The organism is Pseudomonas chaetocerotis, from assembly GCF_015712105.2.
In the GTDB taxonomy this organism is placed as follows: domain Bacteria; phylum Pseudomonadota; class Gammaproteobacteria; order Pseudomonadales; family Pseudomonadaceae; genus Aquipseudomonas; species Aquipseudomonas chaetocerotis.
The window spans coordinates 113,878-136,772 of sequence record NZ_JACFYX020000005.1 but is presented as its reverse complement, the minus strand read 5'-3'; the positions used below and the strand labels follow the sequence as shown (position 1 = coordinate 136,772).

Genomic DNA, 22,895 nt, shown 5'->3' with positions numbered 1-22,895 from the left:
TCTTGTATGGGTTTCTTTATAGCCACTCGCCGCCGCTTTGTGGATTGACGATCTTGGTCTTGAGATGGACGATCTTGTCATTCGATTCATTATGGAAGGAAGTGGTGGGTATGGGGCTGCGGGTGGAAACCTCCAATTGGCCGCTGCCGCTTGGCGGGCAGCGCTTCATCACGCCGCCGCGCTTGCGCCGCCTGCTGGCGCGCCATGCGCTGAGCTCAGGCTGCTATCTCCTGGCCATGGGCTTTTACCCGGAGGCGGCCGGGCACCAGATGCGGCGCCTGCAGCCGGACGATCACCTGCTGATCTATTGCCGTTCCGGCAGGGGTTGGCTGGAAACAGAGGATGGACGATTCGAGGTCGTTGCTGGCGATTTGCTGTTGCTGCCCAAGGATGCACCGCATGCCTATGGCGCCGACGCGCAAAGCCCCTGGACGATCTACTGGGTGCACTTCGACGGCAGTCTCGGCGAGGACTTCCTGCGCCTGATGGGCACTCAACCGCACCGGCGTATTGGCGTGCAGCCCAGGCTGATCGGCGATTTCGAGGCGTTGCTGGGCTTGCAGCGCCAGGGCTTGAACGCATTGCCCTTCATCCATGCTGCGCACCGCTTGCAGGCGATGCTCAGCTCGCTGGCGGTGCTGCCGGCGCGGGTCAGTCTGAAATCCGGGCGAGTGCTGGATATCGAAGCGGTGCAGGCGGTGATGCGCGAGCACCTGCACGGTAGCCTCAACCTCGACGAACTGGCGGCGCACTTCAAGCTGTCACGCTTTCACTTCGCCAAGACCTACCGCGCGCTGACCGGTCACGCGCCAATCCAGGACTTCATTCAGTTGAAGATGGCCTTGGCTTGCCGCCTGCTCGATCGCGGCGATATCGAGGTGCGTCAGGTCGCCGAGCAACTGGGCTATGAGGATCCGTACTACTTCTCGCGGCTGTTTCGCAAGGTGGTGGGCATGGCGCCCAGTCATTACCGGACGCTGCATCAGGGCTAGCCCGTACCCTGAGCGGTCACACTCTCGCGATGGTCGCCAGGCCGGTGGCCACCAGCTTTTCCTGGCCGTCTTTCACGGCGAACACGTCGGCTCGGCATACTGCCTGGCGCTGCCCGGCCTTGAGCACTTCGGCGCGGCACAGCAGGCGTTCGCCGAGCGCGGGTGCGAGCAGGTTGAGCTTGTATTCGCTGGTGACCACATCGCCAACCATCGACGCCGCTGCCCAGGCGCAGCCACTGTCGACCATGAAGCCGACTACCGCGCCATGCATATAGCCGTGGTGCTGGCACAGGTCGGGACGGCTGCGCACCTGCAGGCTGACCCGACCTGGCGCGAAGTCGAGCAGTTCGGCGCCGAGCAGTTGGGCAAAGGTGGAGTGGGCGAGCGCCTGTTCCAGGCGCTCGCGGCTGATACCGTTCGAGTCGCTCATGTGACCTCCTGCATGGGGCGTGCAGAAGAGTCTCAACCTGCTCCAGAGGGAGGACAAGCTGCATCCATGTGCCTGATGAGGCTGCATAGCAGGCGCTTCAGGCGAGCAGACGCTTCCACAGTTGCAGTTCGCCCGCCAGCTCCTGCCTCAGCTCGCCAAGTGGCTGCTCCAGCCCCAGTTTTACCTGCGCTGGTAGCTGCCCCTGTAGCGTCTGGCTCGTCTGCAGGGCGCTGGCAAGCAGGACCAGATCCGCCAGGTCGGCAGCGCCGTCATGCTCGCGCTGCCACTGTCCGTATAGACGGGTGGATTCGATGATCGCCGAGGGCAGTTGCCAGCGGGTCAGGACCAGAGCGCCGAGATCACCGGACAGGCGCTCGCACAGCTCTTGAAGCGTTTCGCTCTCTCGCGGCACGTTCGGCCAGTGCTCCAGCTCCGAAAGCAGCGGCAGGCTGCCGATGTCCTGCAGCAAGCCGCCGAGCATGGCATCGTCCAGTGACATGCCTGTGCGCTGCGCCAGTACCGCGCAGTGGGCGGCGCGCTCCCTGGCGCTGCGCCAACGAGCGCGAAATGCCTGCTGCAGCGCAGGTTCGGTGCTGGTGAACAGGTTTTGCAGGCTGAAGCCCAGCACCAGGTCTGCCAGTTGGCGGGTACCCAGGCGGCCGAGCAGTTCGCGTAGCGAGCTACAGGAGCGCTCCCCGCGCAGCAGAGGTGTATTGGAGAACTGCATCAGGTACGCGGCCAGCGGCGGGTCGCCAGTGATCACGCGGGTCAGTTGTTCCAGCGAGGTGCGTGGGTCGTCCAACAGCTTTCTGATGCGGACGGCGGCTTCAGGCATTTGCGGAATCCTGGCTTCGCCCTTCAGGAAACGGTTGAGCAACGCCATGCGCAGGGTATCGGTAGAAGTAGGCATCGGCTTGGCATCATCGATTGATACGGTTCCCGAAAGGCTAGCAAAGCATCCTTCGCCCTGCCGGCAAGCTCTTCCTTGACTTGCCTTGCTGCCTTCTCTAGCGTGCCTTCACTCGTTTTGTACCCGCAGGAAAACCGCATGACCGACGACCGCATCAAGCTCGAAGCCAGCTGGAAACACGCGCTGCGTGAGGAGTTTGACAAGCCTTACATGAGCGAGCTGCGTGCGTTTCTGCAGGCGGAGAAGGCGGCCGGCAAGGAAATCTATCCGCCGGGGCCGCTGATCTTCAATGCGCTAAACTCCACGCCGCTGGATCAGGTCAAGGTGGTGATCATCGGTCAGGACCCTTACCACGGTCCGGGCCAGGCGCATGGCCTGTGCTTCTCGGTGCAGCCGGGGGTGCAGACGCCGCCGTCGCTGGTGAACATCTACAAGGAGCTCAAGCGCGACCTGAACATCGACATTCCAGCCCATGGCTACCTGCAGAGTTGGGCCGACCAGGGCGTGCTGCTGCTCAACACCTCGCTGACCGTCGAGCGCGCCAATGCCGGCTCGCACGCGGGCAAGGGTTGGCAGTTCTTCACCGATCGGGTGATCGAGGTGGTCAGTGAACAGCAGCCCAAGCTGGTGTTCCTGCTCTGGGGCGCCCATGCGCAGAGCAAGCAGCGCCTGATCGACCCGACCAAGCACCTGGTGCTGCGTTCGCCGCATCCGTCGCCGCTGTCGGCGCATCGTGGCTTCATCGGCAATGGTCATTTCAGTCGCTGCAACCAGTTCCTCAGCCAGAACGGCATGGCGCCCATCGACTGGCGCTTGCCGGCGCTGTAGCGAGATCGCGTCGTAGGGTGCGCCGTGCGCACCGGCTCATCTGGTGCGTACGGCCTGGGTAGCCCCACGATCCCCTGAGTCTATCGGCTGCCGTTGTTTCAACGACTGACTACTGACTCGCCTCCCTGGCACTGCTGCGCAGCCAGGTCGGCATGAAGGCTTTCCAGGTGCTTGTCGGCTCGCTCCATCTGGCGTGAGTCTGCCTGCTCGACCAGATCGACGATCATCGCGGCCATGGCCTGACGGTTGCTTTCATAGCTGGCCTGATAGGCGCTGGTATAGAAGCGCTCGCGTTGTTGCAGCAGGGCGGTCATGCGCGCAGTGAAGTCATCGCCACGGCGTACTTCCAATGCCTCACGCAGAGCCTGTTGCCAGACCATGCGGTTTTCCAGCCAGATCTTGTTCTGTTCGCCCAGGCTCTGTGCCCAGCTCTGCACCCGTTCGCGCTGCCCGGCGTTCAGCGTGCCAAACCAGGGCTGCAGGCGCTCTTCCATGCGCTCGGCGCGCCGACTGACCTGTTCCTGCACGGGCGGCTCGAGAAACTCTTCACGCAGCTTGGCGTTCTGTTCGTCCATTGCCGCCAATAGCTGGTCGACCTGACGCGGGCTCAGGCCGCGCAGCAGTTCGATGGCGCTGGGTGTGATCTCCACGGCGATGCGCTGCATGGCTTGCTCGAAGTCGGCCAACTGGCTGGCCATCAGCTCGCTGTCACGGCTGCTCAGCGCCTGCTGACTGCGTTGCAGCCAGTCGAGATAACGCGGCAGCTCGACGCTGCAGTGCCAGGCCAGGTGCTCCTGCAGTTGGGGTTTGAGCCAGGCGCTCTGCTCGCTGGTCAGCGCCACGTAGTCGCCCAGCTTCCAGGGGATCAGCCAATCGAGGTTGCGATACGCCAGGCCGACACGGCTGCAGGCGCTCAGCAGCAGGGTGATGGCCAGTAGCAGGAGCAGAGGCTTGCGCATGAACGGGACTCGCGAGAGTAGAGCTGTTGAGACTAATACTGGGTGCATCTGACGCAAGAGGGTGGAAATATCCGCTTAAGAGTTCGGTGATGTGAGGTTTGGATCGCGCTTAAAAGGGGAGGTTCTTTGCATGGTGTGGGAAAGTGCAGATCGATACCGAACTGGCAAGTTTGTGTGCGTATCGCTTGCTGGCTTGGCACTATCCATTACCGCGTCTGCTGAACGTTTGGGTTGCGCCCCTTACGGGCGAAACCAAGACGAGAGATCGACACGCTAACGATCTTTACCAGGATATAAATAGCGCAAAAAACACACAAACTTACCAGTCCGGTGTCAAACGTATCCAAATACGGATAACCAATAAAAAACCGCCCCGAAGGGCGGTTTCCATGTCGCAGGTTGCGCTTAGCCACCGAGGTAGGCGTCGCGTACCTTGGGATCGTTGAGCAGCTCTTCCCCGCTGCCACGCATGACGATGTGGCCGTTCTCCAGCACGTAACCGCGATCCGCCAGCTTCAGCGCCTGGTTGGCGTTCTGCTCGACCAGGAACACGGTCACGCCGTCTTTGCGCAGTTGCTCGATGATGTCGAAGATCTGCTGGATGATGATCGGCGCCAGACCCAGAGACGGCTCATCGAGCAGCAGCAGGTTGGGCTTGCTCATCAATGCACGACCGATGGCGAGCATCTGCTGCTCGCCGCCGCTCATGGTGCCGGCGCGCTGGGCGAAGCGCTCCTTCAGGCGCGGAAACAGGTGCAGCACCTTGTCCAGTTGCTCCTGATTGTCCGCCTTGTCACCGAAGAAGCCGCCCATGGCCAGGTTTTCCTCGACGGTCAGGCGGGCGAACACGCGACGGCCTTCCGGCACGATGGCGATGCTCTTGCGCATGATCTCCGGGGTATCCATGCCCACCAGTTCCTCACCCAGGTAGCGGATGCTGCCGCTGGTGGCGCGCGGGTTGCCGCACAGGGTCATGAGCAGGGTCGACTTGCCGGCACCGTTGGCGCCGATCAGGGTGACGATCTCGCCTTTCTGCACTTCGATGCTGACGTCGTGCAGGGCCTGGATCTTGCCGTAGAAGGTTGAGACGTTGTTGAAGCTCAGCATGGATTACGCCTCCCCCAGATAGGCTTTGATCACGTCCGGGTTGTTGCGGATGTCGTCCGGCGTGCCGTCGGCCAGGGGAGTGCCCTGGTTGATCACGTAGATGTGGTCGGAAATGCTCATCACCAGCTTCATGTCGTGCTCGATCAGCAGCACGGTGACATTGTGCTCGTCACGCAGCACGCTGATCAGGGCTTTCAGGTCTTCGGTTTCACGCGGGTTGAGACCGGCGGCCGGCTCGTCGAGCATGAGGATGCTTGGGCGCGTCATCATGCACCGGGCGATTTCCAGGCGGCGCTGCTGACCGTAGGCCAGGGTGCCCGCCTCACGGTTGGCGAAGTCCACCAGGTCGACCTGCTCCAGCCAGTGGGCGGCGTAGTCCATGGCCTCGCGCTCGCTGCGGCGGAATGCCGAGGTCTTGAACAGACCCGCCAGGTAGCTGGTGTTGAGATGGCGATGCTGGGCGATCAGCAGGTTTTCCACCGCCGTCATGTCCTTGAACAGACGCACATTCTGGAAGGTGCGTACCACGCCCTTGCGGGCGATCTTGTGGCCGGGCAGGCCTTCGATCGCCTCGCCGTTCAGGCGGATGCTGCCGGAGCTCGGCTGATAGAAGCCGGTCAGGCAGTTGAAGACGGTGGTCTTGCCGGCGCCGTTCGGGCCGATCATCGACACCACCTGCTTTTCCTTGACATTCAGGCCCACCCCGTTGACGGCCAGCAGGCCGCCGAAACGCATGGACAGGCCGCTTACTTCGAGAATCGTGCGGCTCATCGCTTCAGCTCCAGGTGGGGACGTTGCATCGGCAGCAACCCTTGCGGGCGCCAGATCATCATGAAGATCATGACCAGGCCGAAGATCAGCATGCGGTACTCGCTCAGCTCACGCATCTCCTGCAGCATCACCATGACGATGGCGGCGAGGATAACGCCCAGCTGAGAGCCCATGCCGCCGAGTACGACGATGGCGAGGATCATCGCTGACTCGATGAAGGTGAACGACTCCGGCGTTACCAGGCCCTGGCGGGCAGCGAAGAAGCTACCGGCAAAACCGGCCAGGCTGGCACCGATGGTGAAGGCCGAAAGCTTGATCACGGTGGGGTTCAGGCCCAGCGCACGGCAGGCGATCTCGTCTTCACGCAGGGCTTCCCAGGCACGACCGATCGGCATGCGCAGCAGGCGGTTGACCAGGAACAGGGTCAGCAGCACCAGCAGTAACGCGATCAGGTAGAGGAAGATCACCTTGTACTGCGAGTTGTAGGCGATTTCGAAGTAGCCGTGGAAGGTCGGCATGTCGGCCGGCACGCGGCGCTCGAAGGACAGGCCGAACAGGGTCGGCTTGTTCTCGTTGGCGATACTCAGGCCGTTCGGGCCACCGGTCAGTTCGGTGAGGTTACGCAGCAGAATGCGGATGATCTCGCCGAAGCCCAGGGTCACGATGGCCAGGTAGTCGCCGCGCAGGCGCAGCACCGGGAAACCGAGCAGGAAGCCGAACAGCGCAGCCATCATCCCTGCGATCGGCAGGCACATCCAGAAACTCAGGCCGAAGTAATGCGAGAGGATCGCATAGCTGTAGGCGCCGACTGCGTAGAAACCGACGTAACCCAGATCGAGCAGACCGGCCAGACCGACCACGATGTTCAGGCCAAGGCCGAGCATCACGTAGATCAGGATCAGCGTGGCGATATCCACCGAACCACGACTGGCGAAGAACGGCCACACCAGCGCCACCATGACCATTGCCAGAATGATCCAGCGCTGGGTGGAGGGCAGGGTGAGGAAGTTACCGACCTGACCGGAGCCGCTGGGCAGCTTGGGCAGCTTGGCCCAGGTCGGAGTCAGTCGGTCACGCAGCAATTGCCAGAGGAAGATCAGCGTAGCAGCGCCGCCGATGCACCAGAGTTCGAAGGCACTTGCGCCTTCCACACGCAGGCTGATGCCGACGGTGGAGAGTTTCAGGCCCAGGACCGGGTAGGAAATGATCAGCACCAGCAGGGCGCTGAAAATCGCGGATTTGATGTTGCGGCTCATACCTTTTCCACCTCCGGGCGGCCAAGGATGCCGGTTGGACGGAACAGCAGTACCAGCACCAACAGGCTGAAGGCCACCACGTCCTTGTATTGATCACCGAAGATATCGGCGCCGAATGCTTCGGCAACGCCCAGCAGCAGGCCGCCGAGTACCGCGCCGGGGATGCTGCCGATGCCACCGAGTACCGCAGCGGTGAAGGCCTTGATGCCGGCGAGGAAGCCCAGGTGCGGGTTGATCACGCCGTAGTTCATGCCCAGCAGTACCGAGGCGATGGCGGCCAGCGCAGCACCGATGACGAAGGTCAGGGCGATGATGTTGTTGGTGTTGATGCCGAGCAGGTTGGCCATCTTCAGGTCTTCGGCGCAGGCGCGGCAGGCACGGCCCAGGCGTGAACGGGAGATGAACAGGGTCAGACCGATCATGGTGACGAAGGTGACGATAAAGATCAGCACCTGCATGTAGGACACCACCACGCCGTTGGCGGCGCTTTCACCGAAGACGAAATTGCCGGGCAGCAGGCTGGGAATGGCCTTGTCCTTGGAGTCCTGTGAGAGCAACACGGCATTCTGCAGGAAGATCGACATACCGATCGCGGAGATCAGCGGGATCAGGCGGTTGCCGCCGCGCAAGGGGCGATAGGCCACCCGCTCGATGCTGTAGCCGTAGGCGCTGGTGACGATCATGGTGGCAGCGAAGGCCGCGATCATCACGAAGGGCACGGCTTCCAGGCCGAACATGGCGAGGCCGGCGATAACGGTGAAGGCTACGTACGAGCCAATCATGTAAACCTCGCCATGGGCGAAGTTGATCATGCCGATGATGCCGTAGACCATGGTGTAGCCGATGGCGATCAGGGCATAGGTACTGCCAATGGTCAGGCCATTGATCAGTTGTTGTAGGTAGTGATAAAGATCAGGCATTGCCTAACTCCTGGGCGCTTGCGTAAAGCGGCGCTTGTGGCGCAGCGCGAGGCCGGAATTCTTCTAATAAACAAAGCCCACTGCTCGCGCAGTGGGCTTTGGCTCAGACAGGAAGCTTACTTGGCTTCGGACTTGGTGCCGTCCTGGTGCCACTCGTACACCACGAAGCTGAAGTCCTTCAGGTCGCCCTTCTCGTCGAAGGCCAGGGCGCCGGTGGGGGTGTCGAAGCTGTTGGAGCGCAGGGCAGCCGCTACCTTGGCGGTATCGGTGTCGCCGGCTTTCTCGATGCCTTCGGCGATGACCTGAACGGCAGCGTAGGCCGGGAACACGAACGGACCGCTCGGGTCTTCGTTCTTGGCCTTGAAGGCCTCGACCAGCGCCTGGTTCTTCGGATCCTGGTCGAAGGACTTCGGCAGGGTGACCAGCAGGCCTTCGGAAGCCGGGCCGGCGATGGCCGAGATTTCCTTGTTACCCACGCCTTCCGGGCCCATGAACTTGACGTTCAGGCCGCGCTCTTTGGTCTGGCGCAGCAGAAGGCCCAGCTCCGGGTGGTAGCCGCCGTAGTAGACGAAGTCGACGCCAGCCTGGTTGAGCTTGGCGATCAGCGCCGAGAAGTCCTTGTCGCCGGCGTTGATGCCTTCGAACAGAGAAACCTTCACGCCTTTGCCTTCCAGGGTCTGCTTGACCGCGGTAGCGATACCTTCGCCGTACTGCTGCTTGTCGTGAATGACGGCGACGTTCTTCGGCTTGACGTGGTCGGCGATGAAGTTACCGGCGGTCGGGCCTTGCAGGCTATCCAGGCCGATGGTGCGGAAGACCAGCTCGTAGCCACGAGCGGTGATGTCCGGGCTGGTGGAAGCCGCGGTGATCATCAGGATGCCTTCGTCTTCGTAGATGTCGGAAGCCGGCTGAGTGGAGCTGGAGCACAGGTGGCCAACCACGAACTTGACGCCGTCGTTGACGATCTTGTTGGCAACGGCAACGGCTTGTTTCGGATCGCACGCGTCGTCGTAGACCACGCCTTCGAGCTGGGCGCCATTGACGCCGCCGGCCTTGTTGATCTGTTCGATGGCCATCTTGGCGCCGATGAATTGCATCTCACCGTACTGAGCAACGGCACCGGTCACCGGACCGGCCAGACCGATCTTGATGTTGTCGGCCGCCATCGAATAGCTGGCCGCCCCCGCCAGTGCCATTGCCGCGAACAGCTTGGAAATCTGCTTAGTAGCCTTGTTCATGAGTGCTCCACTCTTGTGTTTTTCGTTGTTGTAGTTCTTGCGGCCGAAGCTGCAGAACCGGGTCTGTTACCCCGGTAATGCCTCCGGCAACTGTACCGGAACAGTGTAGAGCGCGGATTTGCGCCTTGAAAAGCCGGCAGCTGGAGGCGATACGTGGGGTTGTCGCTAAATTGCAAGGAATGTATAGAAAAACGGCGTGGCCTGGGTCGGCTGGCGAGCGTCGCGCGGTTGCCAGGGCAGTTGCCGACGCTATCATTGCGCGCCTGTATTCAAAGCCATCGACACGGGACACACCATGACGGATCAATCTAGCACCCTCTATGCCAAGCTGCTCGGTGAGACAGCGCCGATTCGTTGGCAGGAACTGCAGCCGTTCTTCGCTCGCGGTGCGCTACTCTGGGTCGAGGGTGGCGAGGATCTGGTGGCGGTCGCGCATGCCCTGGCCGAGAACGATCAGGCTCGAGTTGCGCAATGGATGAACCAAGGCCTGCTGCGCAAGCTCGAAGATACACGTGCCGGAGATCTGCTCGCGCGCGACCCCCAGTTGTGGGCAGTCGTGGTCGCCCCCTGGGTGTTGGTACAGGAAAGGGCAGGGGATTCAGCTGTGCACTGAGATGGTGCAATGCAGGGCTATGAGCAGCGAGCTAGACTCCTCCCACGCTCCCGTCAGGGAGTTTCTCGCAGTGCCACGGCAAAGGAGTGAGCCCCATGTTCGAACCTGGTCACCTGCACCGCAGCAATCCGCCTGGCCTGGGCGGGCAACCTGGTTACAGCATCGATTTCTACTATGAGGTGCGCAAGGATTCACAAGAAGGACCCATGCTGCATGGGCGCCTGGTCGGCGAGATCGAGGGCAGGGCATTCGAGGAAGTCTTCGAAATGCATCGCGATACCGCGTTCAACTTCGCCAGCGTGATCTCCCGCCTGGTAGCCAAGCATGGCTTGCCGCCCAACCACAGCCCGATCATGCGTGCCCATGCCGAATACGATGCGCTCTTCGAAGACATCCGCGCCAAGTTGCACGCCAAGCCGGGTGAAGCGGTGGACCTCGATCACCTGGAGCGCGACGGTCCGACGTGACCCCTGGCTGTTCGAGGACGAAAAAAAACCGGATGCTCAGATCCGGTTTTTTCATTCTCGTGTCGTGTCTCAGGCAGCGACGAAACCTGCAGGATAGGCCAGCGAGGCTTGGCTGCTCTGCACTTCGGCGATGGTTTCGCGAACGACCTGTTTGGCCAGGCAAGCGCACTTGCCACACTGGCTGGCGATGCCGAGCGTGCCGCGCACTTCACGGTAGCTGCAGCAGCCTTCGTAGACCGCATCGCGGATTTGAGTATCGGTGACACCTTCACAGAGGCAGACGTACATAAGCAAGGCTCGTCTTGGTGGTTCTGTTCGATGGATCGGATACTAATGTTAATGAGAATGCTTGTCAAAGATCGATTGCGAATGCTCGCATCTCCTGACGAACGGTGTATGAGCGCCGTTGCGCAGATGTGAAAAAACCGGCCTTGGCCGGTTTTTTCATTGAAGGGTGAATGTGCAGAGGCTCACTGATCGAATTCGTCCCAGCCGCCCATTTCCTTCCAGCGATTGACGATGCCGCAGAACAGCTCGGCGGTCTTCTCGGTGTCGTAGCGCGCCGAGTGTGCTTCCTTGCCATCGAACTCGATACCGGCTGTCTGGCAGGCCTTGGCCAGCACGGTCTGGCCATAGGCGAGGCCGGCGAGGGTTGCGGTGTCGAAGCTGGAGAACGGGTGGAAGGGATTGCGTTTGATGCCGCAGCGCGCCACCGCCGCATTGAGGAAACCGAGGTCGAAGCTGCTGTTATGGCCGACCAGAATCGCGCGCTTGCAGCCAGCCGATTTGATCGACTTGCGCAGGCCCTTGAAGATTTCGCCCAGCGCGTGCTCCTCGCTCACTGCCATGCGCAGCGGGTGGTCGAGCTTGATGCCGGTGAATTCCAGCGCGGCCTGTTCGATGTTGGCGCCTGCGAAGGGTTCGATGCGGAAGAAGTGGGTGTGATCCGGATAGAGGAAGCCGCTCTCATCCATGGCAATGGTGGTCGCAGCGATTTCCAGCAGGGCATCGGTGGCGCAGTTGAAACCACCGGTTTCCACATCCACTACCACCGGTAGATAACCGCGAAAGCGTGCGGCCATGGGCGTGCGCGGGCCGGACGGCAGGCTGGGCTCGAGTTCGTCGTCGTAGTTGTCTTCGCTCACGCCTGGGCCTCCAGCAATTTCCAGCGCAGGGTTTCGCCGGCGCGCAGCGGCACCACGCTGTTGTCGCCCAGCGGCAGGGTGGCCGGCACGGTCCACTCTTCGCGCACCAGGGTAATGCTGTCGCTGTTACGCGGCATGCCGTAGAAGTCCGGGCCGTGGAAGCTGGCGAAGGCTTCCAGCTTGTCCAGCGCGCCGCGCTGTTCGAAGGCTTCGGCATACAGCTCGATGGCCGCATAGGCGGTGTAGCAGCCGGCGCAGCCGCAGGCGGCTTCCTTGGCGTGCTTGACGTGCGGCGCCGAGTCGGTGCCGAGGAAGAACTTGGGGTTGCCGCTGGTGGCAGCGTCGAGCAGGGCTTCCTGATGCACGTTGCGTTTGAGGATCGGCAGGCAGTAGAAGTGCGGGCGAATGCCGCCGACCAACATGTGGTTGCGGTTGTACAGCAGGTGGTGCGCGGTGATGGTGGCGCCGACGTTGGCCGAGGCGGCCTCGACGAACTGCACCGCGTCACGGGTGGTGATGTGCTCGAACACCACTTTCAGCGTCGGGAAGCGGTCGACCACACGGGTCAGGTGCTCGTCGATGAAGGTCTTCTCGCGGTCGAATACGTCGATCTCGGCGCGGGTCACTTCGCCGTGCACCAGCAGCAGCATGCCGACTTCGGCCATCGCTTCGAGTGCCGGGAAGATCTTGTCGATGCTGGTCACGCCCGAGTCGGAGTTGGTGGTAGCGCCGGCCGGGTAGAGCTTGGCCGCATGCACGAAACCGCTGGCCTTGGCCGCGCGTACGTCTTCGGGGCTGGTGTTGTCGGTGAGATAGAGCACCATCAGCGGCTCGAAGCGACTGCCCGCCGGGCGCGCCGCGAGGATGCGCTGACGATAGGCGTCGGCTTCGGCGGCATTGCGTACCGGCGGAACCAGGTTGGGCATGATGATGGCGCGGCCGAAAGTGCGCGCGGCGTCGCCGACGGTGTGTGGCAGCACCGCGCCGTCGCGCAGGTGAATGTGCCAGTCATCGGGACGCAGGAGAGTCAGGAGGTCGGACATGGAGGCTTCCAGGCGGGTAAAACGTGGCCGCATGGTAACTGAAAAGCGCCTGTTCGCGCTCGCGGCGACGCGACAATTGCACGCAGGGGGTCAAGTTTCCGCGCGCCTGACCGATACCCCGTAAGAATGCCGTGAATCGCCGTGGAGTCGACCGTGCGTGCGCCCAATTTCCTTCTGATCAGCCTGCTGGCTGGCATGCCTTTGTGCTTGCCAGCGCATGCCATCAGCTTCCAGACGCGGCTGGAAAAGGTGGAGTGGACGGTCGAGGGTGATCAGTTCGAGTGTCGCCTGAGTCAGCCGATCAGCAATTTCGGCAGTGGCGAGTTCGTACGCCGCGCGGGTGAACAGGTCACCTTTCGTCTCAAGGCACGCGAGCGCTGGATGGGCGCCGGTTCGGCGACCTTGCTGGCGGCGGCTGCGCCCTGGCAGCCAGGGCGCGGCGACATCAACCTCGGCGTGGTCAGCGTCGGCAATGGTGAGGTGCCGTTCAACAGCTCGCAGGAGCAGGGTTCGCGGCTGCTCACCGGTTTGCTCGAAGGGCGCAGCCCACTGGTACGTCATCGCACCCTCAACGGGGGCGATAATCTGGAAGTGCGTTTGCTGCCGGTGAAGTTTCACAAGGCCTATGACGATTACCAGGCCTGTATCGCCAAGTTGCTGCCGGTCAATTTTGATCAGATTCGCCAGGCGCAGATCGGTTTCCCGGGGGGGGGCATCGATCTCGATCCGATGGCCAAGGCCAAGCTCGACATCATCCTCGACTTCGTCAAGGCCGACCCGAGCATCAACAGCTTCCAGATTGATGGTCATGCCGACAACAGCGGTAATCGTCTGACCAATCGCGACCTTTCACGTCGTCGTGCGCTGGCCGTGCAGGAGTATCTGGTGGCCGGTGGCGTACCGGTCGAACAGATCACCATGCGCTTTCATGGCGAGCGTTACCCGCTGGTGCCAAACAACAACGAAGCCAATCGCGCCAAGAACCGTCGTGCGACCCTGCGCCTGGATCGCGTGCCCGCTCCGGAAGTCCCGGTACAGAGCGAACCGCAAGTCGCTCCACCGAGCCCCCCGGTCGATCCGGCCGGAAGTACGCCCTCCTGAGGCAAAAACGCCCATTCTCGCCGTCGCTTCGTCGTCACAAGCTGTCGCGCCCCTGTAAATTGCCCCGCAGGGTCAGTAGAATCACCGGTTTTATCGTACAACCCGTGGAGTGATGGCATGGCGGACGTCAAAAAGGTAGTTCTGGCCTATTCCGGTGGCCTGGACACCTCGGTGATCCTCAAGTGGCTGCAAGATACCTATAACTGTGAAGTGGTGACCTTCACCGCTGATCTCGGCCAAGGCGAAGAGGTCGAACCGGCCCGCGCCAAGGCTCAGGCGATGGGCGTCAAGGAAATCTACATCGACGACCTGCGCGAAGAATTCGTCCGTGACTTCGTCTACCCGATGTTCCGCGCCAACACCGTCTACGAAGGCGAATACCTGCTGGGTACTTCCATCGCCCGTCCGCTGATTGCCAAGCGTCTGATCGAAATCGCCAACGAGACCGGCGCCGACGCCATCTCCCACGGTGCGACCGGCAAGGGCAACGATCAGGTGCGTTTCGAGCTGGGCGCCTACGCGCTGAAGCCAGGTGTGAAAGTCATCGCCCCATGGCGTGAGTGGGACCTGCTGTCGCGCGAGAAGCTGATGGACTACGCCGAGAAGCACGCCATCCCGATCGAGCGCCACGGCAAGAAGAAGTCGCCGTACTCCATGGATGCCAACCTGCTGCACATCTCCTATGAAGGCGGCGTGCTGGAGGACACCTGGACCGAGCACGAAGAAGACATGTGGAAATGGACTGTCTCCCCTGAGGCAGCACCGGATGCACCGACTTATATCGAGCTGACCTACCGCGCCGGCGACATCGTCGCCATCGACGGCAAGGCCATGAGCCCGGCTACCGTACTGGCTGAATTGAACCGCATCGGTGGCGAGAACGGCATCGGCCGTCTGGACATCGTCGAGAACCGTTTCGTCGGCATGAAATCCCGTGGCTGCTACGAGACGCCCGGTGGCACCATCATGCTCAAGGCCCACCGCGCCATCGAGTCGATCACCCTCGACCGTGAAGTGGCGCACCTGAAAGACGATCTGATGCCGAAGTACGCCAGCCTGATCTACAACGGTTTCTGGTGGAGCCCGGAGCGTCTGATGCTGCAACAGATGATCGACGCGTCGCAGGCCAACGTGAACGGCGTGGTACGCCTGAAGCTGTACAAGGGCAACGTCATCGTCACCGGCCGCAAGTCCGACGATTCGCTGTTCGACGCCAACATCGCGACCTTCGAGGAAGATGGCGGTGCCTACAACCAGCAGGACGCCGCGGGCTTCATCAAGCTCAACGCCCTGCGCATGCGCATCGCCGCCGGCAAGGGCCGTAAGCTGGTCTAAGCTGAGTCAACTGCGCTACAAGGACCCCGGCCATGTGCCGGGGTTCTGCTTTCTAAAGGAGTAAACCCGATGAGACTGCTGCACACCATGCTGCGCGTCGGCGACCTGGACAAGTCCATCGCCTTCTACACCGAAGTCCTGGGCATGACCCTGCTGCGGCGCAAGGACTACCCGGACGGTCAGTTCACCCTGGCGTTCGTCGGCTACGGCGACGAGGCGCACAACAGTGTGATCGAGCTGACCCACAACTGGGGTGTGGACAGCTATGAGCTGGGTAGCGGCTACGGCCATATCGCCCTGGAAGTCGAGGACGTCTACAAGGCCTGCGAGGACATTCGCAGTCGTGGCGGCAATATCACCCGCGAGCCCGGTCCAATGAAGCATGGCAGCAGCATCCTGGCCTTCATCGAGGACCCGGACGGCTACAAGGTCGAGCTACTCTCGCCGTCTCGCCGCGACTGATCGCCCGATACACAAAGCCCCGCAATCAACGGGGCTTCTTCTGTGCAACTCGATAATCAGATATCGAAATCATACTCGGCCAGCTGTTTGTGCAGGCGACGCTCTTCGAGGAAGTTGTCGATGATACGGCGCTTGGTCAGATTGGTCTTGGCGACCTCTACCACAGGCTCGGCATCGTCCGATTCTTCCGCGACAAAGTCTTCGTCCAGCTCGAGGTCTTCTTTGTCAGTACTCATCTATTCCACTCCAGGCCAGTTACCGGGGCCGTTTGCGCACCTTATAGCGGCAAAAATTGAGCGGGTAAAAAAGATTTTTTCAATCAGGAGATCGTCGGATTCTATGGCTGATCAATCATCGGAAGTCTTGGCCTTGTACTCGCACAGATCTTCGATGCGGCAGGCGCCACAACGTGGTTTGCGCGCGGTGCAGACATAGCGCCCGTGCAGAATCAGCCAGTGGTGGGCGTCGAGCAGGTAATCCTTGGGCACGAACTTGAGCAGCTTCTTCTCCACCTCGACCACATTCTTGCCCGGTGCGATGCCGGTGCGGTTGCTGACGCGGAAAATGTGCGTGTCCACGGCCATGGCCAACTGGCGGAAAGCGGTGTTGAGCACCACGTTGGCAGTCTTGCGGCCGACGCCTGGCAGGGCTTCGAGATCCTCGCGGTTGTCCGGCACCTGGCTGCCGTGTTTCTCGATGAGGATGCGGCAGGCCTCGATGACGTTCTTTGCCTTGCTGTTATAGAGGCCGATGGTCTTGATGTACTCGGAGAGTCCTTCGACGCCCAGGGCGTAGATCGCCTCCGGCGTATTGGCGACCGGAAACAGCTTGGCCGTGGCCTTGTTGACGCTGACATCGGTGGCCTGGGCCGACAGCGTCACCGCCACCAGCAGTTCGAAGGGCGAGCGGTAGGCTAGCTCGGTTTTCGGCTCGGGGTTGTCTTCGTGCAGGCGGCGGAAGATTTCCAGGCGTTTGGCAGCATTCATGGTGTCGGATTTCAGGCGTGGCCCGGATGCAATCCGGGGTGGGTATTTGGCATTCCCGGATTGCATCCGGGCCAGGTTCGGTCGCTCGCTTGCGGTGTCATTCGATCACGCCGGTGACCCGCACGCGGCGGCTTTGTGCCGGCTGATCGGGGGCGACGGCCTTGGCGCGTTCTGCGGCGATCTGGTCGATGCGGTTCTTGCCGGCGATCAGCAAGCCCAGGACGATAAAGGCACCCGGAGGCAGGATGGCCAGCAGAAACCCTTTGTAGTCATGCACCAGAGTGAGTTTCCAGTCGGCGGCAATCGGGCCGAACAGCAGGTGCATGTTGGCCAGCAGCGCGCCGGTGCCGAGCAGTTCACGCACGGCGCCGATCAGCACCAGCACCAGGCCGAAGCCCAGGCCCATCATCAGGCCGTCATAGGCCGCGCGGGCCGGATCGTGCTTGGCGGCGAAACCGTCGGCACGGCCGAGGATCACGCAGTTGGTGGTGATCAGCGGGATGAAGATGCCGAGAATCTGGTACAGCTCGTAGGTGTAGGCCTGCATCAGCAGTTCGATGCAGGTGGTCAGCGCGGCGATGATCATGACGAAGGCCGGCAGACGCACGGCGGTGTTGACCACGCCGCGCACCAGCGATACGGCGGTGTTCGAGCACACCAGCACCACGGCGCTGGCCAGCGCCAGGCCAAGGGCGTTGACTGTGGAGTTGCTTACCCCGAGCAGCGGACACAGGCCGAGCAACTGCACCAGCGCCGGGTTGTTCTTCCACAGGCCGTTGAGGCTGATTTCGCGGTAGCTGGTCATTGCTCGTCCTCCGCCAGGCCCAGCAGGTGGGCGCGGTGCGTGTCGAAATAGCGCAGGGCGCCGTGCACGGCCTTGACCACCGCGCGCGGGGTGATGGTGGCACCGGCGAACTGGTCGAAGTCGCCGCGATCCTTCTTCACCGCCCAGCGGTCTTCACCAGGGTCACTCTGGGACTTGCCCTCGAAGCTGCGTACCCAGTCGCTCTTGGCCAGTTCGATCTTGTCGCCCAGGCCGGGTGTTTCCTTGTGGCTGAGCACGCGCACGCCAGCCAGGCGGCCATCGGCGAAGATGCCCACCAGCAGGTGGATGGCGCCGCTGTAACCGTCGGGAGCGGTCACCGGCAGGATCAGCGCGTTGGGCTGGCCACCCTTGAGCGCCAGATAGGCCGACTGCGGGCTGCGATGACCCAGTTCAGGGGCGTTGAGTTCGATGCGGTTGTCCAGCAGGTGGTTGTCATAGCTGCCTGCTGGGAGTATTTCGGCCAGCGCGCGCACTTGCGCCTCACGTTCGGCTGCGGCGATACGCTCGGCAGTGCCCTGTTGCAGCAGGGCAACGCTGCCGACGGTGCCGATGGCGAACAGGCCGAGTACCAGAGCGTTCTTCAGCATCGAGCGGCTGATTTCCGGCAGCATGTTCATTCTCCCAGCTTGAAGCCGCTGTTGGGCTTGCGGTGGCCGTAGCTGCGCGGCCGCGTGTAGTAGTCGATGGTCGGCGCCGCCAGGTTCATCAGCAGCACGGCGAAGGCCACCGCGTCCGGGTAGCCGCCCCAGGCGCGGATCACGTAGACCAGCACGCCGACGCCGATGCCGAACACCAGGCGCCCCAGGTTGCTGGTGGCACCGGAAACCGGGTCGGTGACGATGAAGAAGGCGCCGAGCATGGTGGCGCCGGTCAGCAGGTGGAACAGCGGCGAGCCGTTGGAGTCCGAGCCGCTGCCATTCCAGAACAGCAGGCTCATGACGAACAGCGCGGCGAGCATGCCCAGCGGTGCGTGCCAGGTGATCAGACGCTTGTGCAGCAGGTACAGGCCGCCAGCGAGAAACGCCAGGTTGACCGCCTCGCTGCCGGCTCCGCCGAAGTGACCGAAGGCTGCATGGCTGGCGTGTAGTTCGTCGATGGTCAGGCTTTTGTTGACCTTGAGTGCGTCCAGCGCGGTGGCTTGCGCCCAGCCGTCTGGGAGACTGGCAATGCCGAGTATGTGCTTGAGACCATCCAGCGCGGCGACGCCGTGTGGCGCCGGCCAACTGGTCATCTCCACCGGGAAGGAAATCAGTACCACCACGTAGCCGACCATGGCCGGGTTGAACGGGTTCTGCCCGAGTCCACCGTAGAGTTGCTTGCCGAAGCCGATGGCGAAACCGCAGGCGACCAGGGTCAGCCACCAGGGCGAATAGGGCGGCAGTGCCAAAGCCAGCAGCACGGCGGTGACCAGGGCGCTGTAGTCCTTGAGGAAGAACGCCAGCGGGCGCTGGCGCGCGGTCAGCAGCGCGGCTTCGAAGCCCAGCGCGCAGAGGCAGGCCCATACCAGATTGAACAGCGTGCCGGCGCCGAACAACCAGGTCAGGGCGAGGATGCCCGGCACGGTGGCCAGCAGCACCTGCAGCATGATCTGCTGGGTACGGTTGCTGCCCGTGGCGTGGGGCGATGTGATGCGGGGCAGGGCCATCGGCGCTCCGGTGGTTCTGTTACTGCGCTCGTAGTGATCGCAGTTGATGTTCATTCCCCGGATTGCATCCGGGCTACGGTTGTCTGTGTCGCCCGGCTGTTCCGGCGCGATGGGTTTCTTTTGTAGCCCGGATGCAATCCGGGAGAGGCGTTACGGCTGGTATTCCGCCAGCTTGCGTTCGGCCTTGGCCAGGCGTGTGCGGGCCTGCTCCATCGCATCGGCTGCGGCGTTGTCATCACGCTCCAGCTTGCGCAGATCGGCGCGGGCGAAGGCCACTTCGGTTTTCAAGGCTTTCAGTTCGGTATCCACGCCGGGGCGTTCGCTGCGCACCAGCTCCGGGGCCGGTTTGTCCGAATTCGCTTCGGCAGCATGCAGGGCCTGCTCGGCAGTGGCCAGGGCATCGCGTAGTGGTTGCAGCGCGCTTTCGTCGCTGCCGGCCTTCTCGGCCTTTTTCAGCTCCGCACGTTTCATCGCCAGCTCGATCTTGGCCTTTTTCAGTGCGTCGTCACCAGCAGGTTTGGCAACTGGCGCAGGCGCCTGGTTTTGCAGATCAGCCAGGGACTTCTCGGCGGCCTCAAGCTGCTGGCGCACGCGGGCGATCTCGGCTTGCTGCTCGTCGTCCGGGGCTTCGATCTTTTCCAGCTTGCGCAGCTGGGCCTTGAGCATGGCCGCTTCGATCTTGGCCTTCTTCAAGGCTTCCTCGCCGGCTGGCTTGGGTGAGGGAGCAGGTGCAGCAGCCTGGGCATCGGCCAGGGCCTTCTCGGCGGCTTCAAGCTGCTGGCGCAGGCGGGCGATTTCGGTTTGTTGCTCGTCGTCCGGGCTGTCGAGTTTCTCCAGCTTGCGCAACTGGGCCTTGAGCATGGCGGCTTCGATCTTGGCTTTCTTCAGCGCATCGTCACCGGCGGGTTTGAGTGCCGGTGACGGTGCAGCAGCCTGGGCATCGGCCAGGGCCTTCTGCGCTGCCTCGGCGGCGGCGCGCAGCTCATTGACCTGGGCCTGCAGCTCCGGCGTATCGTGTGCGGCCAGCTGTTTTTCCGCTTTTTTCAGCGCGACCTGGGCCATGCTGGCTTCGATCTTGAGCTTCTTCAGCGCTTCGTCGACCGGCGCGGCTGCCGCTACAGCTGGTGCATCGGCTTGCGCGGCTTTGGCACGGGCGGCTTTCTCGGCGCGGGCCTTGCGCTCGGCTTCCTTCTGCTCCTCGGCGCGGCGCAGGCGTTCCTGGCGCTGCTCGAAGCGCTGCCTGGAGTGCTCGGCCTTGAGTTGCTTCTGTTCCAGCTCGCGGATGTCCGCCTTGGCTGCGCGGTAGTACTGCACCAGCGGAATGCTCGATGGGCAGACGTAGGCGCAGGCGCCGCACTCGATGCAGTCGAACAGGTTATGCGCCTTGAGTTGCTCGTGCTCCTGGCCGAGGGCAAAGAAATGCAACTGCTGCGGCAGGAGGCTGGCCGGGCAGGCTTCGGCGCACTCACCGCAGCGGATGCAGGGCATGGCTGGCGGAGGTGGCGGCAGCTCGGCGGCGGTGCTGGCCAGCAGGCAGTTGGCAGTCTTGATCAGCGGTACGTCAAGGCTGGGCAAGGTAAAGCCCATCATCGGTCCGCCCATGATCAGTCGGTTGAGTTTGGTCTTATCCAGTCCGGCAAAGGCCAGCAGTTCGCCCACTGGCGCGCCAAGCAGTGCCTCGACGTTTCCCGGGCGTGCCAGCGCCTCGCCGGTCAGGGTGGTGACGCGCGAAATCAGCGGCTTGCCAAGTACCACTGCGTCGTGAATGGCCGCGCAGGTACCGACGTTCTGGCAGAGGATACCGATATCGGCCGGCAGCCCGCCCGAGGGCACCTCGACACCGGTGAGAATCTGGATCAGTTGCTTCTCGCCGCCAGACGGATACTTGGTGGGGAATACCCGCACCTGGTAGCTGCGCTCACTGCAGGCGCCGCGCACGGCGGCGATGGCCTCGGGCTTGTTGTCCTCGATGCCGATCAGCACCTGATCGGGCTGGATCAGCTGAACCAGGATATCGATGCCGGACACCAGTTCAGTTGCGCGCTCGCGCATCAGCAGGTCATCGGCGGTGATATAGGGCTCACACTCGGTGCCGTTGATGATCAGCGTGTGAATCTTCTGCGTCGGGCGCGCAGTGAGCTTCACCGCCGTGGGGAAACCGGCGCCGCCCAGGCCGCTGATGCCGGCCTCGCGGATCAGCGCCAGCAGCTCGGCCGACTCCATATGCCGGTAGTCGGTGTGCGGCGTCAGTTCGATCCATTCGTCCAGGCCGTCGCTGTCGATGACGATGGCCGGCGCCCGCATGCCGGAGGCATGCGGGTAGGGCTGCGGGCCGATAAAGCTGACGGTACCGGAGGTCGGGGCATGCAGCGGCGCGCTGACGAAGCCGCTGGCCTCGGCGATCTTCTCGCCCTTGCGCACCCGTTGGCCGACGACCACGCAGGGCTCGGCGACGGCACCGATATGCTGGCCGAGCGGCAACACCAGGCGCTTGGGCAGCGGCGCCCGCTGGATCGGCGTGCGATTGGACAGTTCCTTGCGCTCGGCCGGGTGGATGCCGCCGGGGATATCCCAGATCCTTTCCTGCGCGCTCATGCCGCCTGCTCCCGGTCACTGGCGATCAGTTGGCCGGGTGCCAGCGGCTTGTCCCATTTCCAGTTCTGCACGGTGCTGCCGACCTCGATCATGTCGATGCAGTCCACCGGGCAGGGTTCGACGCACAGGTCGCAGCCGGTGCACTCGCTGATGATCACCGTGTGCATCTGCCGCGCCGCGCCGACGATGGCGTCCACCGGGCAGGCCTGGATGCACTTGGTGCAGCCGATGCACTCGGCCTCGCGGATGTAGGCGACCATCTGCGGCTTCTCGCCTTCCACCGCATCCAGCGGCTCTGCCTCGACATCCAGCAGGTCGGCCAGCGCCTGGATGGTCGCCTCGCCGCCGGGTGGACACTTGTTGATCTTGTCGCCGCCGGCGATCGCCTCGGCGTAAGGTTTGCAGCCTGGGTAGCCGCACTGGCCGCACTGGGTCTGTGGCAGCAGGGCGTTGATCTGCTCGGCGATGGGGTCGCCTTCGACCTTGAAGCGCACCGCAGCGAAACCGAGGATGGCACCGGCGATCAGGCACAGGCCGAGCAGCGCGAGTACGGCGATGAGGACCAGGCTCATAGCTTGATCAACCCGGCAAAGCCCATGAACGCCAGCGACATCAGGCCGGCGGTGATCATGCCGATGGCCGCGCCCTGGAAGGATTTCGGCACGTCGGCGATGGCGATGCGCTCACGCATGGCGGCGAACAGCACCAGCACCAGGGAGAAACCCAGACCCGCAGCGAAGCCGTTGGCGGTGGCGGTGATGAACGTGAACTCGGCCTTGTTGGCGTTGAGCAGGGCGACGCCGAGGACGATGCAGTTGGTGGTGATCAGCGGCAGGAAGATGCCCAGCACGCGATAGAGCAGCGGACTGGTCTTGTTCACCACCATCTCGGTGAACTGCACGGTGACCGCGATCACCAGAATGAAGCTGATGGTGCGCAGGAATTCCAGATCCAGCGGTTTGAGTACGTACTGCTGCACCAGGTAGCTGCACATGGCGGCCAGGGTCAGCACGAAGGTGGTGGCCAGGGACAGGCCGATGGCGGTTTCGATCTTCTTCGACACGCCCATGAACGGGCACAGGCCTAGGAACTGAACCAGCACGAAATTATTGACCAGGATGGCGCTGACCATGATCAGGACGAGTTCGGTCATCGGGTTGCCGTCGAGTGCGCAAAGGCCATAGGAAAAGGGCGCCTATTATCGGGAAGCCGCCCCGGCCATACAAGCCGGATGCGGCGAATTGCCTACCCTTGGCGACCTCGCGT

26 protein-coding genes are annotated in these 22,895 nt (G+C 62.7%); 7 read left to right on the top strand and 19 right to left on the bottom strand.

The annotated features are described in order from the left end of the window. The first annotated feature begins 110 nt into the window (after positions 1–110). Positions 111–992, top strand: a complete 882-nt coding sequence (locus H3221_RS10620; protein ID WP_196475773.1) for an AraC family transcriptional regulator — start codon at positions 111–113, stop codon at positions 990–992. 16 nt (positions 993–1,008) lie between these two features. Here the strand turns inward: H3221_RS10620 and H3221_RS10615 are convergent, their stop codons facing one another. Beyond that, positions 1,009–1,422: a PaaI family thioesterase gene (locus H3221_RS10615; protein ID WP_074675450.1), complete on the bottom strand. Its 414-nt coding sequence runs from the start codon at positions 1,420–1,422 to the stop codon at positions 1,009–1,011. Between the two features lie 97 nt (positions 1,423–1,519). Next, positions 1,520–2,332 (bottom strand): HDOD domain-containing protein, encoded by an 813-nt coding sequence (locus H3221_RS10610; RefSeq protein WP_196475677.1) that lies wholly within the window; start codon positions 2,330–2,332, stop codon positions 1,520–1,522. A 138-nt stretch (positions 2,333–2,470) separates the two neighbouring features. Here H3221_RS10610 and ung point away from each other — a divergent pair, with 138 nt between their 5' ends. Next, positions 2,471–3,160 carry a uracil-DNA glycosylase gene (ung, locus tag H3221_RS10605; RefSeq protein WP_196475678.1) on the top strand — a complete coding sequence of 230 codons (690 nt, stop codon included), beginning with the start codon at positions 2,471–2,473 and terminating at the stop codon, positions 3,158–3,160. A gap of 98 nt (positions 3,161–3,258) precedes the next feature. Here the strand turns inward: ung and H3221_RS10600 are convergent, their stop codons facing one another. The 6 genes from H3221_RS10600 to H3221_RS10575 all read right to left on the bottom strand — a co-directional run bounded on the left by H3221_RS10600 (position 3,259) and on the right by H3221_RS10575 (position 9,411). After that, a complete protein-coding gene (locus H3221_RS10600) occupies positions 3,259–4,119 on the bottom strand; it encodes a DUF6279 family lipoprotein (RefSeq protein WP_196475679.1) in 861 nt (286 codons plus the stop codon). Positions 4,120–4,524: 405 nt separating this feature from the next. Further along, complete coding sequence (locus H3221_RS10595) at positions 4,525–5,226, bottom strand: ABC transporter ATP-binding protein (RefSeq protein ID WP_072422687.1); 702 nt, start codon at positions 5,224–5,226, stop codon at positions 4,525–4,527. Positions 5,227–5,229: 3 nt separating this feature from the next. Further along, positions 5,230–5,997, bottom strand: coding sequence for a high-affinity branched-chain amino acid ABC transporter ATP-binding protein LivG (livG, locus tag H3221_RS10590; protein ID WP_192983466.1), 768 nt, complete (start codon positions 5,995–5,997; stop codon positions 5,230–5,232). Further along, positions 5,994–7,253: a high-affinity branched-chain amino acid ABC transporter permease LivM gene (locus H3221_RS10585; RefSeq protein WP_192983463.1), complete on the bottom strand. Its 1,260-nt coding sequence runs from the start codon at positions 7,251–7,253 to the stop codon at positions 5,994–5,996. Before H3221_RS10585 ends, livG begins: the two co-directional genes overlap by 4 nt. After that, positions 7,250–8,173: a high-affinity branched-chain amino acid ABC transporter permease LivH gene (livH, locus tag H3221_RS10580; protein ID WP_004423699.1), complete on the bottom strand. Its 924-nt coding sequence runs from the start codon at positions 8,171–8,173 to the stop codon at positions 7,250–7,252. The genes H3221_RS10585 and livH overlap by 4 nt, the downstream gene beginning before the upstream one ends. A 116-nt stretch (positions 8,174–8,289) precedes the next feature. Beyond that, entirely contained in the window at positions 8,290–9,411 is a 1,122-nt protein-coding gene (locus H3221_RS10575) for a branched-chain amino acid ABC transporter substrate-binding protein (RefSeq protein WP_196475680.1), read from the bottom strand. A gap of 295 nt (positions 9,412–9,706) precedes the next feature. Between H3221_RS10575 and H3221_RS10570 the strand changes: the two genes are divergently transcribed. Both H3221_RS10570 and H3221_RS10565 read left to right on the top strand, forming a co-directional pair. Further along, positions 9,707–10,024 (top strand): DUF2288 domain-containing protein, encoded by a 318-nt coding sequence (locus H3221_RS10570; protein ID WP_196475681.1) that lies wholly within the window; start codon positions 9,707–9,709, stop codon positions 10,022–10,024. Positions 10,025–10,119: 95 nt separating this feature from the next. Continuing rightward, positions 10,120–10,491 carry a DUF5064 family protein gene (locus tag H3221_RS10565; RefSeq protein WP_192983458.1) on the top strand — a complete coding sequence of 124 codons (372 nt, stop codon included), beginning with the start codon at positions 10,120–10,122 and terminating at the stop codon, positions 10,489–10,491. A 69-nt stretch (positions 10,492–10,560) separates the two neighbouring features. On the opposite strand, the gene H3221_RS10560 is transcribed toward H3221_RS10565, so the two are convergent. The 3 genes from H3221_RS10560 to pyrC form a co-directional block, all read right to left on the bottom strand. Continuing rightward, positions 10,561–10,779 carry a bacterioferritin-associated ferredoxin gene (locus tag H3221_RS10560; RefSeq protein ID WP_004423711.1) on the bottom strand — a complete coding sequence of 73 codons (219 nt, stop codon included), beginning with the start codon at positions 10,777–10,779 and terminating at the stop codon, positions 10,561–10,563. A gap of 182 nt (positions 10,780–10,961) precedes the next feature. Continuing rightward, on the bottom strand, positions 10,962–11,636 hold the full coding sequence (gene rnt, locus H3221_RS10555) for a ribonuclease T (protein ID WP_004423716.1): 675 nt from the start codon (positions 11,634–11,636) through the stop codon (positions 10,962–10,964). Next, the gene (pyrC, locus tag H3221_RS10550; protein WP_196475682.1) at positions 11,633–12,679 is read right to left on the bottom strand and encodes a dihydroorotase; all 1,047 of its coding nucleotides are present in this window, start codon (positions 12,677–12,679) and stop codon (positions 11,633–11,635) included. The genes rnt and pyrC overlap by 4 nt, the downstream gene beginning before the upstream one ends. Positions 12,680–12,832: 153 nt before the next feature. On the opposite strand from pyrC, the gene H3221_RS10545 reads away from it, so the two are divergent. From H3221_RS10545 to gloA, 3 genes are all read left to right on the top strand, one after another. Beyond that, the gene (locus H3221_RS10545; RefSeq protein WP_397428013.1) at positions 12,833–13,780 is read left to right on the top strand and encodes a flagellar protein MotY; all 948 of its coding nucleotides are present in this window, start codon (positions 12,833–12,835) and stop codon (positions 13,778–13,780) included. Between the two features lie 117 nt (positions 13,781–13,897). After that, positions 13,898–15,115, top strand: a complete 1,218-nt coding sequence (locus tag H3221_RS10540) for an argininosuccinate synthase (protein WP_192985836.1) — start codon at positions 13,898–13,900, stop codon at positions 15,113–15,115. A gap of 69 nt (positions 15,116–15,184) precedes the next feature. Beyond that, positions 15,185–15,577, top strand: a complete 393-nt coding sequence (gene gloA, locus H3221_RS10535; RefSeq protein ID WP_196475683.1) for a lactoylglutathione lyase — start codon at positions 15,185–15,187, stop codon at positions 15,575–15,577. Between the two features lie 56 nt (positions 15,578–15,633). Here gloA and H3221_RS10530 read toward each other — a convergent pair whose 3' ends face one another. From H3221_RS10530 to rsxA, 8 genes are all read right to left on the bottom strand, one after another. Then, a complete protein-coding gene (locus H3221_RS10530; RefSeq protein WP_160020561.1) occupies positions 15,634–15,813 on the bottom strand; it encodes a PA3496 family putative envelope integrity protein in 180 nt (59 codons plus the stop codon). Positions 15,814–15,924: 111 nt separating this feature from the next. Continuing rightward, entirely contained in the window at positions 15,925–16,563 is a 639-nt protein-coding gene (nth, locus tag H3221_RS10525) for an endonuclease III (RefSeq protein WP_196475684.1), read from the bottom strand. 97 nt (positions 16,564–16,660) lie between these two features. Beyond that, the gene (locus tag H3221_RS10520; RefSeq protein ID WP_196475685.1) at positions 16,661–17,368 is read right to left on the bottom strand and encodes an electron transport complex subunit E; all 708 of its coding nucleotides are present in this window, start codon (positions 17,366–17,368) and stop codon (positions 16,661–16,663) included. Continuing rightward, entirely contained in the window at positions 17,365–18,000 is a 636-nt protein-coding gene (gene rsxG, locus H3221_RS10515; RefSeq protein ID WP_196475686.1) for an electron transport complex subunit RsxG, read from the bottom strand. Before rsxG ends, H3221_RS10520 begins: the two co-directional genes overlap by 4 nt. A 2-nt stretch (positions 18,001–18,002) precedes the next feature. Further along, positions 18,003–19,034 carry an RnfABCDGE type electron transport complex subunit D gene (locus H3221_RS10510; protein WP_196475687.1) on the bottom strand — a complete coding sequence of 344 codons (1,032 nt, stop codon included), beginning with the start codon at positions 19,032–19,034 and terminating at the stop codon, positions 18,003–18,005. A gap of 150 nt (positions 19,035–19,184) precedes the next feature. Continuing rightward, positions 19,185–21,629, bottom strand: a complete 2,445-nt coding sequence (gene rsxC, locus H3221_RS10505) for an electron transport complex subunit RsxC (protein WP_196475688.1) — start codon at positions 21,627–21,629, stop codon at positions 19,185–19,187. Beyond that, complete coding sequence (gene rsxB, locus H3221_RS10500; protein WP_196475689.1) at positions 21,626–22,201, bottom strand: electron transport complex subunit RsxB; 576 nt, start codon at positions 22,199–22,201, stop codon at positions 21,626–21,628. Before rsxB ends, rsxC begins: the two co-directional genes overlap by 4 nt. Beyond that, the gene (rsxA, locus tag H3221_RS10495; RefSeq protein ID WP_021488430.1) at positions 22,198–22,782 is read right to left on the bottom strand and encodes an electron transport complex subunit RsxA; all 585 of its coding nucleotides are present in this window, start codon (positions 22,780–22,782) and stop codon (positions 22,198–22,200) included. The genes rsxB and rsxA overlap by 4 nt, the downstream gene beginning before the upstream one ends. Positions 22,783–22,895 lie beyond the last annotated feature (113 nt).

Bases quoted from the DNA above. Each gene is read 5' to 3' on its own strand.
- H3221_RS10620 (WP_196475773.1), top strand. From the start codon at position 111: ATGGGGCTGCGGGTGGAAACCTCCAATTGGCCGCTGCCGCTTGGCGGG.
- H3221_RS10615 (WP_074675450.1), bottom strand. From the start codon at position 1,422: ATGAGCGACTCGAACGGTATCAGCCGCGAGCGCCTGGAACAGGCGCTC.
- H3221_RS10610 (WP_196475677.1), bottom strand. From the start codon at position 2,332: ATGCCTACTTCTACCGATACCCTGCGCATGGCGTTGCTCAACCGTTTC.
- ung (WP_196475678.1), top strand. From the start codon at position 2,471: ATGACCGACGACCGCATCAAGCTCGAAGCCAGCTGGAAACACGCGCTG.
- H3221_RS10600 (WP_196475679.1), bottom strand. From the start codon at position 4,119: ATGCGCAAGCCTCTGCTCCTGCTACTGGCCATCACCCTGCTGCTGAGC.
- H3221_RS10595 (WP_072422687.1), bottom strand. From the start codon at position 5,226: ATGCTGAGCTTCAACAACGTCTCAACCTTCTACGGCAAGATCCAGGCC.
- livG (WP_192983466.1), bottom strand. From the start codon at position 5,997: ATGAGCCGCACGATTCTCGAAGTAAGCGGCCTGTCCATGCGTTTCGGC.
- H3221_RS10585 (WP_192983463.1), bottom strand. From the start codon at position 7,253: ATGAGCCGCAACATCAAATCCGCGATTTTCAGCGCCCTGCTGGTGCTG.
- livH (WP_004423699.1), bottom strand. From the start codon at position 8,173: ATGCCTGATCTTTATCACTACCTACAACAACTGATCAATGGCCTGACC.
- H3221_RS10575 (WP_196475680.1), bottom strand. From the start codon at position 9,411: ATGAACAAGGCTACTAAGCAGATTTCCAAGCTGTTCGCGGCAATGGCA.
- H3221_RS10570 (WP_196475681.1), top strand. From the start codon at position 9,707: ATGACGGATCAATCTAGCACCCTCTATGCCAAGCTGCTCGGTGAGACA.
- H3221_RS10565 (WP_192983458.1), top strand. From the start codon at position 10,120: ATGTTCGAACCTGGTCACCTGCACCGCAGCAATCCGCCTGGCCTGGGC.
- H3221_RS10560 (WP_004423711.1), bottom strand. From the start codon at position 10,779: ATGTACGTCTGCCTCTGTGAAGGTGTCACCGATACTCAAATCCGCGAT.
- pyrC (WP_196475682.1), bottom strand. From the start codon at position 12,679: ATGTCCGACCTCCTGACTCTCCTGCGTCCCGATGACTGGCACATTCAC.
- H3221_RS10540 (WP_192985836.1), top strand. From the start codon at position 13,898: ATGGCGGACGTCAAAAAGGTAGTTCTGGCCTATTCCGGTGGCCTGGAC.
- gloA (WP_196475683.1), top strand. From the start codon at position 15,185: ATGAGACTGCTGCACACCATGCTGCGCGTCGGCGACCTGGACAAGTCC.
- H3221_RS10530 (WP_160020561.1), bottom strand. From the start codon at position 15,813: ATGAGTACTGACAAAGAAGACCTCGAGCTGGACGAAGACTTTGTCGCG.
- nth (WP_196475684.1), bottom strand. From the start codon at position 16,563: ATGAATGCTGCCAAACGCCTGGAAATCTTCCGCCGCCTGCACGAAGAC.
- H3221_RS10520 (WP_196475685.1), bottom strand. From the start codon at position 17,368: ATGACCAGCTACCGCGAAATCAGCCTCAACGGCCTGTGGAAGAACAAC.
- rsxG (WP_196475686.1), bottom strand. From the start codon at position 18,000: ATGCTGCCGGAAATCAGCCGCTCGATGCTGAAGAACGCTCTGGTACTC.
- H3221_RS10510 (WP_196475687.1), bottom strand. From the start codon at position 19,034: ATGGCCCTGCCCCGCATCACATCGCCCCACGCCACGGGCAGCAACCGT.
- rsxC (WP_196475688.1), bottom strand. From the start codon at position 21,629: ATGAGCGCGCAGGAAAGGATCTGGGATATCCCCGGCGGCATCCACCCG.
- rsxB (WP_196475689.1), bottom strand. From the start codon at position 22,201: ATGAGCCTGGTCCTCATCGCCGTACTCGCGCTGCTCGGCCTGTGCCTG.
- rsxA (WP_021488430.1), bottom strand. From the start codon at position 22,782: ATGACCGAACTCGTCCTGATCATGGTCAGCGCCATCCTGGTCAATAAT.